This window comes from Paenibacillus sp. UMB7766-LJ446, assembly GCF_030226665.1.
GTDB lineage: Bacteria > Bacillota > Bacilli > Paenibacillales > Paenibacillaceae > Paenibacillus > Paenibacillus vandeheii.
The window spans coordinates 350515-369826 of sequence record NZ_JASOYM010000003.1 but is presented as its reverse complement, the minus strand read 5'-3'; the positions used below and the strand labels follow the sequence as shown (position 1 = coordinate 369826).

Below are 19312 nucleotides of genomic sequence, written 5' to 3'. Positions count from 1 at the left end.
AAGCCCCTTCGGGGGCTTTTTCTCATGTACATAAGTTGAAATTGGAATGCTCCAGGTTAAATTGGGTGTTGTATATCGGCTGATGTCAGGATCACGAAACGACCTGAGATAAGGATTATTGTCGTAATCGCTTCCAGCATTTACATTGAGGACATGTCCTTCGTGACATGCGATGGCAGAGATGGACGTGCGTAATCATTATCATTAGGGAGGAATGGTTTTATGAAAAGCAAGATTCGAACATGGTGCAGTGCAGCACTGGCTCTGACGTTGGGTTTTACCCTCCTGTCTGGACCGACAAGTGTACAGGCAGCTGGCAATGCAGATTACAATCTTACAGGTTTCTCCCAAGGGAATACGGGTGGAGGCACCATCAGCGAATCGGATACGTCCAAGTATAAGAAGGTGTACAATGCAACGGATCTGGCTGCCGCTCTGAAAAAGAACTCCGGGGTCAAAGTCGTCGAGATTATGAACGACCTGAACTTGGGATGGAATGAAATTCCGAGCGCTGCTCAGACCTCGCCTTTTGCCAAGCATAATGATGCACTGACTCACCCGGTGCTGAAACAAACGGGCGTCAGCAAGCTGACGATCGACAGCTTCAATGGCCTGACCATTTTCTCAGCCAATGGGGCCAAGATCAAACATGCAGCCTTCAGCGTCAAACGCAGCTCCAACGTCATCATCCGCAACCTTGAATTCGATGAATTATGGGAATGGGATGAATCAACCAAAGGCGATTATGACAAAAACGACTGGGATTACATTACCCTGGAAGAGAACAATAACGTATGGATTGACCACTGTACATTCAATAAAGCCTATGATGGGCTTGTCGACTCGAAAAAAGGAACCAGCGGTGTGACCATCTCCTGGTCCCTCTTCAAAGGAGATGACGGCAGCTCAAACAGCTGGGTCACCCAGCAGATTAACGAGTTGGAAGCGAATAGGGCTTCCTATCCCATGTACAACTACCTGCGCAGCAGCGCTGTTGGGCTCAGCAAAGCCGATATCATTGCCATTTCGTCTCCTCAGAAAAAAGGCCATCTGGTTGGTTCGACCAGCTTCGAATCAGCTAACGCGAATCTGTCCATGACCCTGCACCATAACCTGTACAAGGATATTCAGGATCGGATGCCGCGTCTGCGCGGAGGAAATGCACACGCCTACAATATCGTGATGGATGCGACCGGAGCACGTGCAGCCAAATCCAGAATTACCTCTGCAATGGCAACTGCGATTTCATCCAAAGGATATCATTTTGATATTATCGGTAATGGAGCGATCTCCACCGAAAGCGGCGCAGTGCTGGTCGAAAAGTCGGTGATCAAAGACGTGCAGTTCCCGGTCCGCAATAACCAGACAGATCCGGCCGATGCTACATATACCGGTAAAATTCAGGTGACGGACACGATGTATTCCCTGGATGGAAGCTCATTCCGTGGAAACAGTGATACGTCCGGCAGTCCGCTTAGCCCGGTTCCGGCCGCAGTGAAAGCTTTCTCCTGGAACGGATTCTCTTCCCTTCCTTACAGTTACACGACCGATGATCCAGCGACGCTGAATGCACGTCTTACCGGAACAAGTGGTGCGGGTGCAGGCAAATTAACCTGGTCCAAAGACAACTGGTTGAAGACGAGCTACTAAGTTACAACAAGAGTAGGGTGTTGAAACGAGTGGCCGTGATCTACAGGATTCCTGCTGCTGCTTCCTCGTTTTTTCATAAGCAAAGAGTGCTCCTGCAGCCATAATGGCCGGGAGCACTCTTTTTGTAGAAACAGGGGAACCCTGTTTCTTTTTAAATAGACGCTTCCTCCGAAAGGGCTGGTGCAGCACTCACCGAGTCACGATAAATGATGTTGCCCTTCACGTGTACGCGACCGAAGCTGCGACTCGGGTTATCAATCTTTTTGAGCATGGAATGAACCGCGGTCCGCGCCATCTGTTCCACATCCACCTCAACCGTAGTTAATTTGGGCTCGGAGAGCGTGGCATAGATATCATTATCGAATCCAACGACGGAGCATTGTGCAGGCACCTGGATACCCAGGGAAGTCAGTTTCTGAACAAGCAGATGAGCGACCTGATCGCAGTTGCATACAAAAGCTGTTGGCAGCTGCTCGGGCAGATCAATTTCAATAAACGTTCCTCGCTCATCGCGGTCATTAAGCACAAGATTTTGATCCATCGGCAACCGATGTTCCAGCAATGATTTGTAATAACCGAGGAATCGGTCCTGAATGCTGCTGGTAGAATAGAGATTCCCGACATAAGCGATACGGCGGTGTCCCTGTTGTACAAGAAAGTTTGTCAGCTCATAAGCAGCATAAAAGTTATCGGTGACGACAGAATCGATATCCGAATGCTCATCGTAGAAATCGAGAAACATTTTAGGAACGTCCATCGACTGGACCAGCTCGATATATTCTTTACTGATCTGTCCAAGCACAATGAAACCATCCACCTTGTTGTCACTGTACAGCTTGGGCAGCGTTAATTCCTCTTCGTCCTGAACATTCAGAATATGAAGAATACCGTAGTACCCCTGATCCTCCAGATGTTTGGTGATGCGCTGGAATACACGTACATAGAACGATTGGGTAGGTCCGGTAAAACGCTCCGGGATAATAACGCCAATATTATGAGTCAAGCCTTCCTTCATCGAACGGGCCGCGGCATTATACCGATAGCCCATCTGAACGGCAAGCACTTTGATTTTTTCCTTTAATTCGCCACTGACGCCATCTTTATCATTTAATGCTTTCGAGACCGTCACACTGCTAACTCCGAGCTTGTCGGCGATATCCCGCATGGTGATATTGTTCTTCAGCTTTGGTCGCCTCCTTCAAGCCGGTTTACGTACAATGTGCTGTCATTATGGTTAGCGCTTCCTTCAATCATAATAACAATCCATATTAGTATACATCGTTACCCACATGGAATAAAGAAATTCTGGTTAGCGCTCCGTTAATTTTTCAGCATGCTGCATTTTCCGTTGAAGGCTGTTCTTCGGATTTAAGCCATCTGCTTTTGGAGAAGCTTCTCATTCCGCTCAATCAGATCCCCGCGCTGGCTGGCGCAATCCAGGGAACGATACGGATCGGCCGGGGTATTAAAGGTATAATCGACCAGTTTATCAAGCGTTGTAGTGGCTACATGACAGCGGGTATCACTGGACGCGTAATAGATGAAGACCTCACCCTGTTCGTTGACTACTGCACCATTGCAAAAAATAACATTGGACACATCACCTACGCGCTCGTCGTCATAAGGAGCAATGAAGTGCCCGCCCGGCTTGGCGATGATGCGTGCCGGATCATTCAGATCCGTGGCGAACGTGTACAGCACATAACGCAGGCCAGCTGCAGTGTTGCGTACTCCGTGGGCAATGTGAATCCAGCCGCGATCCGTTTTGAGCGGAGCAGGACCCTGGCCATTTTTCACCTCGTATACCGTATGATATTTGCGTTCATCGATAATGGTTTCTTCATCAATAACTGGATTCATAATATCATCGCACAGACCAAAAGCGATCCCGCCACCGCTTCCAGTGGAGATGAATCCATCTTGTGGACGTGTGTAGAACGCATATTTGCCATCCACGAATTCCGGGTGCAATACAACATTCCGCTGTTGAGGGGAGTTGGTCGTGATGTTGGGCAGACGCTCCCAGCTGACCAGATCACGCGTCCGGACAAGTCCGGCCTGGGCTACGGCACTGGATGTATCAAAAGCCGGAGCTTCCGGGTCTTTACGTTCTGAACAGTAGATACCGTAGATCCAGCCATCCTCGTGCTGTACCAATCGCATATCATACTGGTTGGTCTCGTCGGCATCGATATCTTCCCATACTAATGGTTTGCCCGTGAAGCGGAATCCGTCGATGCCGTTATCACTCTCAGCCAGGGCAAAGATAGATTTGCGGTCCAAGCCCTCGGTTCGGATGACCATCACATATTTACCGTTGAAATAGATGGCCCCCGGATTAAGCGTAGCGTTAATGCCCAGACGCTCCATGAAGTGGGGATTTGTCGTTTCGTCCAGATCAAATCTCCAGTGCAGCGGCACATGATGGCGTGTGATTACCGGATAACGGTACCGATCGTATACGCCGTTGAAGAAGGTGGGATCAATTTCATTTTGACGCGTAAGCAGCTGCTCCTGTTGCTCCAATAATTCATTGTATTTGGGGTGTATCATCGTTATCCCATCCTCTCAATTAGTTCAATGCAGAATCGGCTATTGTGATACGGGCATTTCCACGGTCCGGCGATTTCACTTTGATCCGGTATGCCGTTCCCGTCTACTGACCAGTACCATTCCCCGCCAGCACGGTGATCGATAATATGTTCCTTCGTATACGTCCACAGGCGTTCCACTCTCTCCAGAAACAACGGATCACCTGTACGCTGATAGGCGTTGTAGAAGCCGACCATCGCCTCGGCCTGAACCCACCAAATGCGCGTCTCATCTACAAGGTCACCCTCTTGTTCATTCAACAGCGAACCATCTGTATTCACGGCCACATGGGAAATGTTATAGGCAATATCCGTAACCATTGCGGAATACTCCGGGTGTTGATCCAGACCCAATACTTTCAATGTTTCGTCAATCAGCCAGCTGGCTTCAATGTCATGTCCGAATGAGCGCAGATCGATAATGGAATTCCACTGTTTGTCGAAAAATACCCCGAGAAACTTCGTGTCTTTGTCATACACTCGTTCATACAAAATCCCAAGCAGGCGCTCCAGCGCCGCTTTCACCTGCGGATCAGGCCATACGCGGTAAAGCGTGGTGTAGGCCTCCAGCACATGAATATGCGTATTCATCGTGTAATCCGCAATCACGCCATTTTCGCTCAGCATCTCATTGGGCTGTTCATTCCAGAAGCGGTCGAATTGTTCCTTATATGCAGGTAATTCGGCATTCAGGCCTTGATCCTCAATCAGCGCAAAAAGCGTTTTCGCAAGTTCCAAAGCAGATTCATCCCCGGTTGCGCGATAATACTCGCTTAGTGAATACACCCCAAAGGATTGCGTATACACATGTTTACTTGTGTCCAGCGGTTCCCCTTTGGCATCCACCATCCAGTACAAGCCTCCGTGCTCGGCATCCAGTACATGATCCGCAAGAAAACGGTAGGCATGTTCGGCGTGATCGCGCCAAACTTCATTCCCGGTTACCCGGTAGGCGGCTGCAAAAGACCATAATTGTCGGGCTGTAGCAATTCCGCCTTTGGGAGCGAGGCGATCAACTTGAAGATCATTCCCGACCCGGCCATAGAAGCCGCCGTTGTTATGATCTTTGAGGGCAGACCAGAATGGCAATATATGTGCTTCCCAGTGTTCCTTTACTTCCGTTTTGATGTCATGGGTGTAAGTCATAAGTTAGGGCTCCTTCAAAGTACAGGATTTGAATCAATTTAAGTTATCGTTAACTTTATTAAATAATATTAGTGTCGGATAATAGCATTGTCAACGAGTCATCAAAGAAAAACTTTTTGTTAAGCAATAAATAATTTAATTGACAGGTAAGCGTTACCATAATAAAATTCATTTTGTAACCTTAACGATAACTTAAATTAACTTAGAAAAGGGGTAGAATCAATTGAGAAAAAACAAAGGTTGGATACTGCTGCTTACCATGCTACTCATTACTTCTCTGCTCGCAGCTTGCTCTTCCGGCGGTGGCTCTTCACAGGCAGGAGAGGAAATTAGCACAGATCCGGCGGACATCAAGGGTGAAATTACCGTCCTGACGCAGCGTACAGATATTGTGGATACCGTGTTCAAAGACTATGCCGCGGAATTCAATAAGGAATACCCGGATGTCAAAGTAAACTTTCAGGCACTGGCCGACTATGAGGGACAAGTGAAGATCCGTATGAGCACCAAGGATTACGGCGATGTGCTGATGATCCCCACTAGCGTACCAATTGCGGACATTCCGGATTTTTTTGAACCGCTGGGCACGTACGATGAGCTGAAAGATAAGTACACAGGCATTGAGGAACGTATGGTGGAAGGTCAGGTATATGGCATTCCAACGGTTATTACGTTCTCCGGTATCATTTATAACAAACAGGTATTCAAAGATGCTGGCATTGCGGAAGTTCCGAAAACACCCGAGCAATTCCAGGCTGCGCTTCAGTTGGTCAAAGATAATACAGATGCGGTTCCACTGTACACCAACTATGCATCCGGCTGGGCTTTGACACAATGGGAAGCGGATCTGCCGACGGTTGCAGGCAGTGTCGACTACGTTAACATTGATCAACCGAACACGGATGAGAACTTTGTGGCTGGCAAGCCGCACTACGAATTGTACAAAGTGCTTTATGATGCAGCCAAAAATGGCTTGATCGAGAAAGATCCAACGACAACCGACTGGGAAAGCTCCAAGGCGGATCTGGCGAATGGCAAAATTGCAACGATGGCACTAGGATCATGGGCAATTACACAAATTCAAGGTTTGACGGATACACCGGATAACATCGGATTTTTACCATTCCCTACGAATGCAAGTGATGTGGTCGTTCCGCTGGCGGCAGACTATAACATTGGCATGAACGTAAACAGCGAGAACAAACCTGCTGCAAAAGCCTGGATTGACTGGTTCCTGGCCAAATCGAACTACGCGGTTGAGCAAGGTGGAGGCATGAGCGCAGACAAAAATGCTGAATTGCCACCCATTCTGGACCAGTACAAAGATGTTCAATTCTCCACACTGACTCCAGCCAAAGAAGGACAGGAAGGTCTGGTTGACAAAATCGACAACGAAGGCGAGATCGGTCTCTGGCAGCCTGACTTTAAGAAACGCATTATCGAAGCAGGCATCGGTAACCGCAGCGAATCGTATGACGACATCATGAAGGACCTGAATGACAAATGGGTGAAAGCTCGGGCAGAACTCGCAAAATAAGCCAGTTGCGGCGGATGAGTCGGCCAATAAAAGCGCGATGTATATGGCCGACCACCGTTGACATGCAGCGAAGTACCGCATACTGGATGGGAGTCTTCTTTTGATATAAAAGCGGTAGAACCGCTTGGAGGTGTGGAGAGCGTGAAATACTTAAAGATTTCGAATTGGGGCTATTCAGCGCAACGTATATTTATTATCTGTGCCTTCTCAATCATTCCGCTGGCACTGCTGTTCACGTTTGCTTATTTACCGGTCATTAACATGTTCAAATACAGCTTCACGGATTGGAACGGATACAGCAAAAGGTTCGATTATGTTGGGTTTGAGAACTACACGCGGATATTCAGTGACCCTGAGTATTTTAAAGTGTTTATTGTCAGTTTGTATTATTTTGTGGCTACCTTCGTACAAATGGGTCTGGCCCTCTACTTTGCAACGATTCTGAGCTTCAAAATCCGAGGGAAAAACTTTTTCAAAGGCATATTGTTCTTCCCTTATCTGCTGAATGGCGTAGCCATCGGATTTATCTTCCTCTTTTTCTTTAAACCGGATGGTACCCTCGATACACTCATGCAGGCTGTAGGGCTTGGACAATACACTCAGCTTTGGCTGGGGAATCCGAACATTATTAATGTGTCGCTCGCAGGCGCGTCGGTATGGAGGTACATGGGCTTTAACTTCATCATCTTCCTGGGTGCAATCTCTTCCATTCAGAAGGATGTGTATGAAGCGTCGGATATTGACGGGGCCAATCGCTGGCAGCAGTTCCGGCATATCATTCTGCCGAGTATTACGCGCATCCTGCAGCTCAACCTGATTTTGGCGATTAGCGGCGCAATCAGTGCGTTCGATATTCCATATATTATGACCGATGGTTCCAACGGCAGTGAGACATTTGTCATTCAGACCGTTCACTTGGCATTCAAGTACGGCAAGCTGGGCTTGGCGTCAGCGATGGCTGTTGTGCTGCTGTTTATTGTCATTCTTGTTACGCTGGTTCAGCGTGTCACCATAAAAGGGGAGGAATGAACGTGCACCAATTCAAATACACCCTTGCGAGCATATTTAAATATGCTTCACTCATTCTCGCCGCGTTCATTGCGTTGGTACCCATCGTTGTGGTGCTGTTTGCATCGCTCAAAACCAATGCCGAATATGCGACCAGCAGTCCGCTTGCCCCACCTGCCAACTGGCTGAACTTTGCGAACTATACGAAGGCTTTTGTGGACGGCAACATGCTGGTCGGTTTCAAAAATACAATTATCATCCTGATCATCTCCATCGTGGGCGCCACCCTGACGGGTTCCATGATTGCGTATGTGCTGGATCGTTTCAAATTTAAGGGCAAAAAAATCATGGTCGCAGCATTCCTGCTTGCTACTCTGATTCCGAGTGTGACAACGCAGGTTGCTACCTTCCAGATCATCAACGCACTTGACCTGTTCAACACCCGCTGGGCAGCCATTGTAATGTACCTGGGCACAGATATCATTGCGGTGTATATTTTCCTGCAATTTCTGGGCTCCATCTCCAACGCACTGGATGAATCCGCCATGTTGGACGGTGCCTCCTACTTCACGATCTATTGGAGAATCATTCTGCCACTGCTGAAACCGGCGATTGTAACGGTCATTATCGTGAAGGGCGTCAACATCTACAACGACTTCTACACGCCGTTCCTGTACATGCCCAAGACAGACTTGCAGGTCATATCCACGGCCCTTTTCAAATTCAAGGGACCGTTCGGATCACAGTGGGAGGTTATCAGCGCAGGGATTATGATCGCCATCATTCCAACGATGATCATCTTCCTGCTGTTACAGAAGTACATTTACAACGGCTTCGCACAAGGCTCCGTTAAATAATAAACGAAGGGAGAAATGAAACGATGACAGTTGTCGATACGAAACACGTACACATTGTTGGGGATGCATTGCTGAATATACCTTGGGAGGATAAACCGGAGGGAACAGACGGACCGGTCTGGAGACACTCAGCCAATCCAGTCGTGCCGCGTAACCCGGTCAAGGGAGTTGCCCGTATTTTCAACAGTGCAGTCGTTCCTTATGAAGGGAAATTCATCGGGGTATTCCGTGCCGAAACGATTAACGGACGTCCGCACCTTCATATGGGATCGAGTGAGGATGGTTTGAAGTGGAATATCGAAGAGGAACGTATTGCCTTTGTGGATGAGAATGGCGATCCTTTCATGCCGAATTATGCATATGACCCACGTCTGGTAAAAGTGGATGATACGTATTATATCATCTGGTGTACCGATTTCTATGGTGCTGCTCTGGGCTTGGCGAAAACCGATGATTTCAAAACGTTTGTGCGTCTCGAAAACCCAATGCTGCCGTTTAACCGCAATGGCGTGTTGTTTCCGCGTAAAATCAATGACAATTATGTGATGTTATCCAGACCAAGCGACAGCGGACATACACCGTTCGGAGACATTTTCCTCAGTGAAAGCCCGGATCTTGTGTATTGGGGCAAACACCGTCATGTCATGAGCAAAGGTGGTCAAGGCTGGTGGCAATCGGTCAAAATTGGCGGTGGTCCTGCTCCGATTGAAACGTCCGAAGGCTGGCTGATGTTCTACCACGGTGTAACCGGTACGTGCAATGGTTTTGTTTATAGTATGGGTGCGGTCATTCTGGATCTGGATGAGCCATCAAAAGTAAAATATCGTTCCTCCAACTTCGTGCTGACACCGGAAAAATGGTATGAGGAGCAAGGCTTTGTGGACAATGTCATCTTCCCTTGTGCCACATTGCATGATGCGGAGACAGGACGGATCGCCATCTATTATGGAGCAGCCGACACCTATGTTGGTGTGGCGTATACAACCGTCGAAGAGATCGTGAACTACATCATTGAGACCGACGAAGTTATCGCCGGAGACCGTGAGGAAGGAAAGCTATAAATTGAAGTGAAACAATTTTAAATAAAGCTGAAATTTACACAAAAACGGAGAGTGCAGAACCGATCTGAAGAAACGAAGTGTTCGCATTTATCCTCGGATTTTCCCTTTCATCAGGGAATCAAAAAAATCTGGGGATAACGGCGATCGGAAGATGGTACTGCAATCGTAGTTGGACGTGTAACATTCGGTCATTCATTTTACATTAAGTGAAAAAGGAGCATTGCGGAACAATGCATATGGAATACATCAAGGGATTTACATTTGGCTGGATGAGCGGCAGGGGAGACTTCCGCAAGCTGGAAGCGAAAGAATCCTTGCGTCTGATGGCTAAACGCACAGGCAGTTCGCATGTTATTTTTGCGCTGGCGGCGCAGCAGGATCATCCGCAGGCGGTAGAGGTCAAATATGAGGGTGAACATATGGTGGAAGATGATGAATTGGTGGACATGATACGCTACGCCCGTACGCTCGGACTGCGGGTCATTCTGAAACCGACTGTCAATTGCGCCGATGGCACATGGCGTGCACACATTAACTTCTTTGATATCGATGTACCGTGTGAGCCGAAATGGAAAGACTGGTTCCGCAGTTATACCACGTTTCAGAAGCACTATGCAGCCATTGCAGAGCGCGAGAATTGCGAGATGTTTATTGTAGGCTGTGAGATGGTGCAGTCTGAGCGCCGGGATCAGGAATGGCGTGAAGTGATTGCGGGAGTACGTGAAGTGTACACGGGGCTCGTATCGTACAACACCGACAAGTACCAGGAAGGGCATGTGAAATGGTGGGATGCCGTGGACGTCATCTCGTCAAGCGGGTACTATCCCATCGGAGACTGGGAAGCGCAGCTGGATCGGATTGAACAGGTCATTGCACCCTACGGCAAACCTTTCTTCTTCGCGGAAGCGGGTTGCCCTAGCCGCAGCGGATCGGCGCAGGTACCGAACGACTGGGGCTTGGAAGGTGAAGTGAACGTGGACGAACAGGAGCAGTTCTATGAAGCCATGTTCCGTCATGCCAGTCAGCGGGAGTGGGTACGTGGCTTTGGTCTGTGGGACTGGAGTGCCCATCTGCATCAGGAGCAGGATGCCCTGAGCGACGATGGATACGGCGTTTATGGTAAACCAGCGGAGAAAATCATTCGCCGTTTCTATGAAGGCATTGCGGTGGAAGTTTAAACTGACTGACAAGGTGTTTCAAGAATCGATAAATAAAATTCCATTGAAAAGGTACTCTTCTTTCTTATAATAGGAAGGGTATCTTTTTTAGTATTCACCACCAGGTGTTAAAGTTGACTGTCGAACTGTCGAATTATATTGACAAAAAGTAAGCTCCTGCCTATTCTTAATAGATGAGTATGAGAATCATTATCAAATATAATATAGAGAAAAGGGGTTCCACATCCATGTTTGCATCACATCGAAAATCGTCTGCCTTCCTGCTGGCAACCGCATTATTGCTGCTGCTGGTTATGGTGGGCTGCAGCAATACAGAAAACAAGAAGGCCTCCTCATCGTCTGCCTCGGATCAAGCATCCTCAAGCAAGTCCATTACAATGTCTTGGCCGCGTGATATCGGTACGATGAATCCGCACACATATAATCCTTCACAACTTTTTGCCCAATCCATGATCTATGAGCCGCTGATCAGTTATCAGAAGGATGGGAAGCTCGAGCCTGCACTGGCTGAATCATGGACCATCTCTGAGGACGGTAAAGTGTATACCTTCAAGCTTCGTCAGAACGTTACATTCTCTGATGGCACGCCTTTTAATGCGGAGATTGTGAAGAAGAACTTTGATGCTGTCATGAAAAATAAAGAAACACACAGCTGGCTGGGCGTTGTGAGTGTGCTGGATAAGACGGAGGTGCTGGACGACCATACCTTCCGCATGACTCTCACAGAGCCTTACTACCCTGTGCTTCAGGACTTGTCTGTTGTCCGTCCGTTCCGCTTCCTGGGAGAGGCCGGATTCCCCGATGATGGCGATACGTCCAAAGGCATCAAGGAGCCGGTGGGTACTGGCCCATGGATGCTGGCTGAATACAAACAGGATGAATATGCCGTCTTTAAGCGTAATCCGAATTACTGGGGAACTGCACCGAAGATCGATCAGGTCACGGTCAAAATTATTCCTGATGCAGAAACCCGTGTGCTTGCCTTTGAAAAAGGGGATCTCGACTTGATCTACGGTGAAGGTGTCATCAGTTTGGATGCATTCCAACAGCTTCGCGACAATGACGAATATGTGACTCAATTGTCTGAGCCGGTGGGAACTCGCGATCTGCTGCTGAATTCTTCAAATCCAAAGTTGTCTGATGTGAGAGTGCGGATGGCGCTTCAGCAAGGATTCAACAAAAAAGCAATGGTCGAAGGGATTACTTCCGGTCTGGAAGAACCGGCGGATACTGTGTTGTCCAAAAACTATCCTTACACCAATGTGGACCTGAAACCGGTCGAATATGACGTGGAGCAGGCCAAAGCTTTGCTGGATGAAGCGGGCTGGAAGCAGTCTGCGGGGAATTCAGTGCGTGAGAAGGATGGTCAGCAGCTTGAATTCGAGATGATTTTTGATAAAACAGACCCGATTCAAAAAGCGATGGCGGAGACCATTCAGGCGGAATGGAGCGAGCTGGGGGTCAAAGTGAACCTTACCGGGCTTGAGCTGACTGTGCAGATCAAGCGTTTGAAGGCCAACGACTTCGACCTGTACTTCTGGTATAATTACGGAGCTCCGTATGATCCACATTCCTTTATTAATGTTGTGGCTAGTCCTGGATTTGGAATCTCCGAGACGCTGAGTGCGCTGCCCATGAAAAAGGAACTGGACGAGCAGGTACACGCCGCTCTGTCCTCGACAGACGAGACAAAGCGCCAGGAGCTGTATAGTGCGATCCTGACAACACTTCAGGAGCAATCGGCGATTGTCCCGATCTCCTATATCAAGAAAACGGCAGTATATCAGAAGAGTATTACCAACTTTGTTTTCCCGGCCAATCGTGATGAAAATCCGTTTCCGGGCATTGAAGTGGGAAAACAATAAATAAACACATCAATATGATTTTATACAGGCAGACGATGTAGCTTGATAAAAAAAGGGAGGAACGTTTTAGTGATCAGCTATATTGGTAAACGGATGATCGCGATCATTCCTATCGTTTTTGTCGCTACGCTTGTTACGTTTGCGCTTATTCATATTTCACCGGTTGATCCGGCAGAGGCTTATCTGACTGCGGCACACATCTATCCAACACCGGAGCTGCTGGAGCAGAAACGTCATGAATTTGGTCTGGATCGACCACTGTTTACTCAATATATCGATACGCTTGGGAAGATTTCCAGGATGGATTTTGGTACTTCGTATCTCACAAACAAACCTGTCATTGATGAAGTGAAATCAAAGCTCCCCGCGACGGCTGAATTGGCCTTGTGGAGCATATTGTTTTCCGCACTGGTGAGCATTCCCCTGGGAATACTGGCGGCGGTGTACAAAAATAGCTGGATTGATATGGTCAGCCGGGGGATTTCCTATTTTGGGGCGTCCATCCCGCAATTTTGGCTCGGTTATCTGCTTATCTTTTTTTTCTCGGTGAAGCTGGACTGGCTGCCTGTGGAAGGACGCGGATCGTGGGAGAATCTGGTGCTGCCTACAGTAACACTCTCCTTAATTCTGATTGCCTTATATACTCGGTTATTACGTTCCAGCGTACTGGAGCAATTACAGGAGACATATGTACAGTACGCGAGAACACGCGGGATACGGGAACGGGTGATTATGCTGAAGCATGTCCTGAAAATCGCGATATCCCCCCTTATTACGGGAATGGGGATGAGTATGGGCAAGCTGCTCACAGGAACCATTATTGTGGAGCAGGTATTTTCCTGGCCCGGGTTCGGACGTTACTTTGTCGATGCGATATTTAACCGGGATATTCCGGTTATCCAATGTTACGTCTTTCTTGCGGCATGCCTGTTCATCGTATGTAATTTGCTCGTTGATCTGGTGCAGTTGGCTATGGACCCACGAATTTCAGCGAAAGGACGGGCAGAGCATTGATAAACAAATGGCGTACAGTGTTCAAAGGGCAGAGAGCCATCCTGGTCTGCTCGATTATTATTTTGCTGTTCTTCGTGGTGACGCTCCTGGCCCCGTGGATTGCTCCACATGATCCGGTCAAGGTGAATCTGTTGCAAAAGCTCAAGAGTCCATCTGTGGAGCATTGGCTGGGAACGGACCACCTGGGCCGGGATACCCTATCCCGACTAATCTATGGAGCGAGAGTGTCACTTGGTTTTGCTACTCTTATTTTCCTCTCCTCTCTAATTATTGGTGTGATTGTAGGCTCTGTCTCCGGGTATGTTGGCGGCTGGGTTGACAGTATGCTCATGCGTCTCTGTGAAGGGATTATGGCATTTCCGAATCTGGTATTGGTGCTGGGTATCGTTGGTATTTTTGGCCCTGGATTGATGCAGGTTCTGCTCGCTCTGATGATGGTGCAGTGGGTGTATTATGCCCGGATATGCCGGAATATGGTCGTGAGTCTGAAGGAGCGGAACTTCATCACCGCTGCGCGCATTAGCGGGTCATCCTCCTGGAAGATTATCCGTAAACATATCATCCCGAACGTACAGCGCCCCATCGTTGTGATGGGCACACTGGAGATGGGTTGGGCGATTATGGACATATCCGCGCTTTCCTTTCTGGGGCTTGGTATACAGCCTCCCAATGCGGAATGGGGCGCGATGATTCATGAGGGAACGGGTTACATCCGAAGTCATCCAGAGCTGATGATTTATCCGGGCGTGTTGATTTTGCTGGTGGTTATGACGTTCAATATTCTGGGTGAAGCATTGTCCGAGCGATATGGCATTGCAAAACGTTAGTTGAAATGGGCTGGCAGCCTTACGGGGGTGAACGTGAGTATGGTGGATACAGACAAGGTGCTTGAGGTTCGTGGTCTGCAAGTAAAGCTTAAAACCGGGGATGGTCCGGTCTCGCTGCTTGCTCCGATTGATTTTGAATTGAGAAAAGGCTGTGTGTTTGGTCTGGTCGGCGAGAGTGGCAGTGGCAAAACCATCACTTGTAATGCATTGCTACAGATGCTTGACCCGCGCAGCATGGAAGTATCCGGCAGCATACGTCTACATGGGCGGGAGCTTGGTTCGTTGCCCCGTGAGGAGATGCGCCGCATCCGGGGCAAGGAAATTGGATTCATTATGCAGAATCCGATGAATGCTTTTACACCGGTACATACGGTAGGTTCGCAGTTCATTGAAACCTTGCGTACACATACAGGGATGAACAAGAAACAGGCCCGGGAACAGGCGATTTCAGCAATGGCCGATATGAATTTACCGGAGCCTGCCAAGCTAATGAAGCGTTATCCGTTCCAACTCAGCGGAGGCATGCTGCAACGGGTCATGATTGCCATCTCCATGTGTTTGCGACCGGCCCTGGTTATTGCCGATGAGCCTACTACAGCGCTGGATGTCGTGAATCAGAGTCGAGTGCTGCAAGAGCTCGACCGGCTTCGTTCGGAACACGGGACGTCTATTTTACTTATCTCGCATGATCTGGGCGTTATCTCGCAGATGGCGGATGAAGTGGCTGTCATGCAGAAGGGACGAATCGTGGAGCAGGCAGATATTCACCAGCTCTTCGATCATCCCCGGCATGAATATACACGAATGCTGCTTCATGCCCGGCCGAGGCTGGCTTTGGGCTGATGAGGTATTATCTACGGGCTGCAACGGTATGGAGTGTGTGCAGACTCCGAGAAGTATGGGTAAGGGACAAAGCGGTGTAAGGCCAAGGAATGTGAGAGGATGATGACCTGTGCTTCAAGTATGTGAAGTAAGCCATAGCTATGGCCGACGTAACTGGCTGGATCGCTCGGGTACACCGGCTCCAGTAGTGGCGGATATTTCACTCATGATCGAGCAGGGAGTTTGCCTGGGTCTGCTGGGTACAAGCGGTGCGGGCAAAAGTACGCTGGGCAAAATTATACTGGGTCTGGAGAGACCCCGACAAGGGCGGGTGTTGTTCCAGGGGCAGGATATTTATCAATCAAGCAAGCGTGCCCTCAAGAGTCTGAGACGTGACCTGCAAGTCGTGTTTCAGGATTGCTATTCTGCTGTGAATCCGCTGATGACGGCAGCGCAAATTATTGGCGAGCCGTTGGATAATTATGAGCGAATGTCAACGAAGGAACAGCAGCGGAAGATTAGTCAGCTGCTTGAACAGGTGGGGCTTGCACCTGAGGACAGCAGCAAGCTCCCACATCAGTTCAGTGGTGGACAGCTGCAACGTGTTAACATTGCGAGAGCGATTGCTCTCAAGCCCAAGCTGATTGTCCTGGACGAGTCGGTCAGCAGCCTGGATATGGTGCATCAGACTCAAATTTTATCGCTGCTGGCAGAGCTGCGCGCTTCCTATGGGTTGTCCTACCTGTTTATCACACATGACATTCGAGCGGCGATGACGATATGTGACAGGGTGGCGGTGATGGATCAGGGGCGACTGGTGTTTTGTGGAGACGAAAAGGAATCGATTCTTCAGTCCCAGCATCCGGCTGTACAGCAGTTGGTTTCGTCCATCTTGCCCGAGCATCCGTCTGGACGCCTCGTGTATAGCTAAATAATGTTTTGGTCAGCTTAGAATAAGTTGCTGTTGAACAGATGAATATATGATAAGGTTGCACGCGGGTGCAACCTTATTTTTTGTTCGATCCAATCTTACGTATTAAACGACGCTGTATCCACCTAAAGGAGTCTGGTAATCTGGCCTTTCTACCCCATTTTCCGCCCGAGATGCTCAATCTTCTCCAACCATTTCTTTCTCTGTTCCTCGGACTGTTTTCCCACCAGATCTACAGGTGTTATGCGCACAGGTTTGATGCCTGTCAGAGCAAAGGTGGAGATCTTCATCATTTTGTGTGCGGGCTCACCTTGGAACCATTTGTAGTACCAGTTCGGACCATCCATGGTGGTGATCATGCGAGCCGTACGGCCATTGAGCAGCTGATCCGGGAAAAGTTTACCTTTGTGATATTTGAAGGCATAACCTGGCATGAAGATGCGGTCGATGAATCCTTTGAACAAAGCTGGCGGTCCTCCCCACCAAATCGGGAATATCCATACGAGATGCTCTGCCCATTTAATAGCCTCTTGGGCTTCTAGCAAGTCCGGTTCAAGCGGCAGTTTATTACGATAGCCTCCCTCTAAATTCATGTTGAATTCCAGTTCGTTTAGGGTGATCATGCGAACCTCGGCACCTGCCTGCACAGCACCTTTACGATAAGCTTCGGCGATTGCGCCATTGTAACTTGGGGAAACGGGATTGCCTTGGATGATTAATATTTTTTTCATGATGACGACACGTCCTGTCTATTTTAGTTAATGAACACTAACCTCATGTGCAAAAAGAAAAGGTCACGAATGACCCGGTAATCGTTCAGGAATTTCCTTGAAGGTAGTTGAAGCTGGTTTGCCTATAATTTAAACGAATGATATTACAACGGAACCCATCTTGATCAGAGCCATCTTTTAAAGACTGCGAGATCGGAACGGCTTCAAAATGCCTGTAGTCGTCGGTTCTATCCCAATTCAGCCGATACCTGCCCCAACATCGACGACAGGCGATGAACGGTTTCCCCGGTGTAGGGAACAAGCAGCTCGGGCAGCTCACCTTGCATACTGGAGACGCCCATGCGTGTAATGGCGCCAATAACCAGAACAGCCGTGAGCCGTGAATCTTGATCTGGCAGCTCCCCCCGCATAATTCCTTGATCGACCAGGTCAATTAACGCATCCAGCGGCTGACGGTAATCTTCGCTGCTTCCAGCTTCAATGAAAATCTCATGATTCTGTGAGATCAACAGTAGTCCGTAAGGATCTTCATCATGCAATTGAAGAACCTCGGTAATCAGTTGCCGGAAGCGTTCCAGCACCGGACCTTCCCGGTGAACATAACCGTCAATCAAGGCGGTATAGTCCGCGCAATATTGGGTGAAGGCTTCGAGAGCAACAGCATCTTTGTTCTTAAAATGTTTGTAAATCGCCGCATCGGTTACACCAGCGGCGTCACCGATCTCTTTGACGGAAATGCCGTCAACGCCTTTGGTTGCGAACAAGCGCATTGCCGCTTGTAAGATGTCTTTCTTTTTGCTGTCTACATGAGGTTTGTTCTTCATGATTGTATAGTAAGTGATCACTAACTAAATTGCAAGAGTAATTTATGAATTGCTTGATATTCTGCATCCAGAGTGCTTCTGTTCAAAAGCTTGCAGCTTGGTAGGTGTCAACGTATGATGAATAGAAATAAGCACTTTACATCATTACCGATTACGTTTTACAAACTGCAAGATATAGAGGGATACGCCTGTTCAACGGGAGCTTTGTCCCTGCGGGTGTGGCGGAAGCTAATGATGCAAAATGCCGGCGTTTTCATTCGGACGAATTACGGAGGGTACGGAGTATGGGGGACCAGGGGAATGCAGAATTACATGTTTCTTGCTGGGTGACCCCGCAAGGAATGTTGAATGACCATTATGTATGCAAACGTGAACGGCTGTACAAAGGCATGAACGGCAGATATGTCGAGCGATTCACAGCCCCGGGCGGAGAGAGCTATATTTTTAAGCCGTTGACCCATCAAGGGCAGCATGGGCGTGAACAATGGATGGCAGAGCATGTGCTAATGCATTTACCGCCGATCTATCCCCGGCTCATCGCTGCATCAGTCAGAGACGCTACACCGGATCAGAGCTGGCTGATCTACGAGGATCTGGGGCAACTGGTGCATGATTCGCGGGAAAATACGCTGTCAGCTGCTGCTGTAAACATGGCCGAATGGCACACGATACCTGTTTCCGGCTGGGACGAAATGCCTCATGAAGGTCAGAAACCACCCATTCGGAACATGCTGGACGAGATGCTCGGGCAGGCGAGAGCTACCGAGGATCTGCTATTCAAACTGGGAATGACGCTGTCTCCAATCGATTGGAACAGCATCATCACGTTAATTTGCAAGGCAGACGAAGAACTTCCACGAGTTCTGTGTCATGGTGACCTGCATCCCGGCAACATGGCGGATGTGAATGGCAGACTGGTCATCATCGATTGGGAGCATGCCCATCTCAACACGCCGCTTTGGGACATATATCATCTGGTGGATCTATCGCATCCGCTGTACCCGAGAACCGTTACGCCTGAGCTGCGGGAGCGAATCATTAATGTTTATCTGGACGGGCTGGAGCGCCATAGCGTTCAGGTTGATCGGGTTACTTTTAAAAGCTGGTACAGTGCATATGCCATTGTATTCTCGCTCTGGATGCTGCGTCTGATCGATGGGGATCTGAGAACTGCAGACTGTGTATGGCCCGAGGAACAGCTGCGGAACCAGTGGCATGAGACGGCAATGACGCTGGAACAGTGCATGAACCGATTGTTCACGGAATAGAA

The 19312-nt window shown here is 48.7% G+C and carries 17 protein-coding genes; 12 read left to right on the top strand and 5 right to left on the bottom strand.

Annotated elements, in window-relative coordinates; all coding sequences use genetic code 11:
- Positions 1-222: 222 nt before the first annotated feature.
- Positions 223-1650 carry a pectate lyase family protein gene (locus tag QP794_RS09715; protein ID WP_285076002.1) on the top strand — a complete coding sequence of 476 codons (1428 nt, stop codon included), beginning with the start codon at positions 223-225 and terminating at the stop codon, positions 1648-1650.
- A gap of 151 nt (positions 1651-1801) precedes the next feature.
- Here QP794_RS09715 and QP794_RS09710 read toward each other — a convergent pair whose 3' ends face one another.
- The 3 genes from QP794_RS09710 to QP794_RS09700 form a co-directional block, all read right to left on the bottom strand.
- Entirely contained in the window at positions 1802-2815 is a 1014-nt protein-coding gene (locus QP794_RS09710; protein WP_285076000.1) for a LacI family DNA-binding transcriptional regulator, read from the bottom strand.
- Between the two features lie 203 nt (positions 2816-3018).
- Positions 3019-4203, bottom strand: a complete 1185-nt coding sequence (locus tag QP794_RS09705) for a glycoside hydrolase family 130 protein (protein WP_285075998.1) — start codon at positions 4201-4203, stop codon at positions 3019-3021.
- Positions 4204-4205: 2 nt separating this feature from the next.
- Positions 4206-5387 (bottom strand): AGE family epimerase/isomerase, encoded by a 1182-nt coding sequence (locus QP794_RS09700; RefSeq protein ID WP_285075997.1) that lies wholly within the window; start codon positions 5385-5387, stop codon positions 4206-4208.
- Positions 5388-5610: 223 nt separating this feature from the next.
- Here QP794_RS09700 and QP794_RS09695 point away from each other — a divergent pair, with 223 nt between their 5' ends.
- The 10 genes from QP794_RS09695 (at position 5611) to nikE (ending at position 16487) form a co-directional block, all read left to right on the top strand.
- Positions 5611-6924: an extracellular solute-binding protein gene (locus QP794_RS09695; protein WP_094938747.1), complete on the top strand. Its 1314-nt coding sequence runs from the start codon at positions 5611-5613 to the stop codon at positions 6922-6924.
- 141 nt (positions 6925-7065) lie between these two features.
- The gene (locus QP794_RS09690) at positions 7066-7953 is read left to right on the top strand and encodes a carbohydrate ABC transporter permease (protein ID WP_285075993.1); all 888 of its coding nucleotides are present in this window, start codon (positions 7066-7068) and stop codon (positions 7951-7953) included.
- Positions 7950-8789: a carbohydrate ABC transporter permease gene (locus tag QP794_RS09685; RefSeq protein ID WP_379437339.1), complete on the top strand. Its 840-nt coding sequence runs from the start codon at positions 7950-7952 to the stop codon at positions 8787-8789. The genes QP794_RS09690 and QP794_RS09685 overlap by 4 nt, the downstream gene beginning before the upstream one ends.
- Positions 8790-8812: 23 nt before the next feature.
- A complete protein-coding gene (locus QP794_RS09680) occupies positions 8813-9850 on the top strand; it encodes a glycoside hydrolase family 130 protein (RefSeq protein WP_285075992.1) in 1038 nt (345 codons plus the stop codon).
- 236 nt (positions 9851-10086) lie between these two features.
- Entirely contained in the window at positions 10087-11028 is a 942-nt protein-coding gene (locus QP794_RS09675; protein ID WP_285076479.1) for a glycoside hydrolase family 113, read from the top strand.
- A gap of 227 nt (positions 11029-11255) precedes the next feature.
- Positions 11256-12893, top strand: a complete 1638-nt coding sequence (gene nikA / locus QP794_RS09670; protein ID WP_285075991.1) for a nickel ABC transporter substrate-binding protein — start codon at positions 11256-11258, stop codon at positions 12891-12893.
- Positions 12894-12962: 69 nt separating this feature from the next.
- Entirely contained in the window at positions 12963-13907 is a 945-nt protein-coding gene (gene nikB, locus QP794_RS09665) for a nickel ABC transporter permease subunit NikB (protein ID WP_079348002.1), read from the top strand.
- On the top strand, positions 13904-14734 hold the full coding sequence (nikC, locus tag QP794_RS09660) for a nickel ABC transporter permease subunit NikC (protein WP_079348000.1): 831 nt from the start codon (positions 13904-13906) through the stop codon (positions 14732-14734). Before nikB ends, nikC begins: the two co-directional genes overlap by 4 nt.
- A gap of 39 nt (positions 14735-14773) precedes the next feature.
- Positions 14774-15577: a nickel import ATP-binding protein NikD gene (gene nikD, locus QP794_RS09655; protein WP_285076477.1), complete on the top strand. Its 804-nt coding sequence runs from the start codon at positions 14774-14776 to the stop codon at positions 15575-15577.
- A 109-nt stretch (positions 15578-15686) separates the two neighbouring features.
- Positions 15687-16487, top strand: a complete 801-nt coding sequence (nikE, locus tag QP794_RS09650) for a nickel import ATP-binding protein NikE (RefSeq protein ID WP_285075990.1) — start codon at positions 15687-15689, stop codon at positions 16485-16487.
- Positions 16488-16639: 152 nt separating this feature from the next.
- Here nikE and QP794_RS09645 read toward each other — a convergent pair whose 3' ends face one another.
- A complete protein-coding gene (locus QP794_RS09645) occupies positions 16640-17221 on the bottom strand; it encodes an NAD(P)H-dependent oxidoreductase (RefSeq protein WP_285076475.1) in 582 nt (193 codons plus the stop codon).
- Between the two features lie 224 nt (positions 17222-17445).
- On the bottom strand, positions 17446-18042 hold the full coding sequence (locus QP794_RS09640) for a TetR/AcrR family transcriptional regulator (RefSeq protein WP_285075989.1): 597 nt from the start codon (positions 18040-18042) through the stop codon (positions 17446-17448).
- Between the two features lie 284 nt (positions 18043-18326).
- Here QP794_RS09640 and QP794_RS09635 point away from each other — a divergent pair, with 284 nt between their 5' ends.
- Positions 18327-19310: a phosphotransferase family protein gene (locus tag QP794_RS09635; RefSeq protein ID WP_285075988.1), complete on the top strand. Its 984-nt coding sequence runs from the start codon at positions 18327-18329 to the stop codon at positions 19308-19310.
- Positions 19311-19312 lie beyond the last annotated feature (2 nt).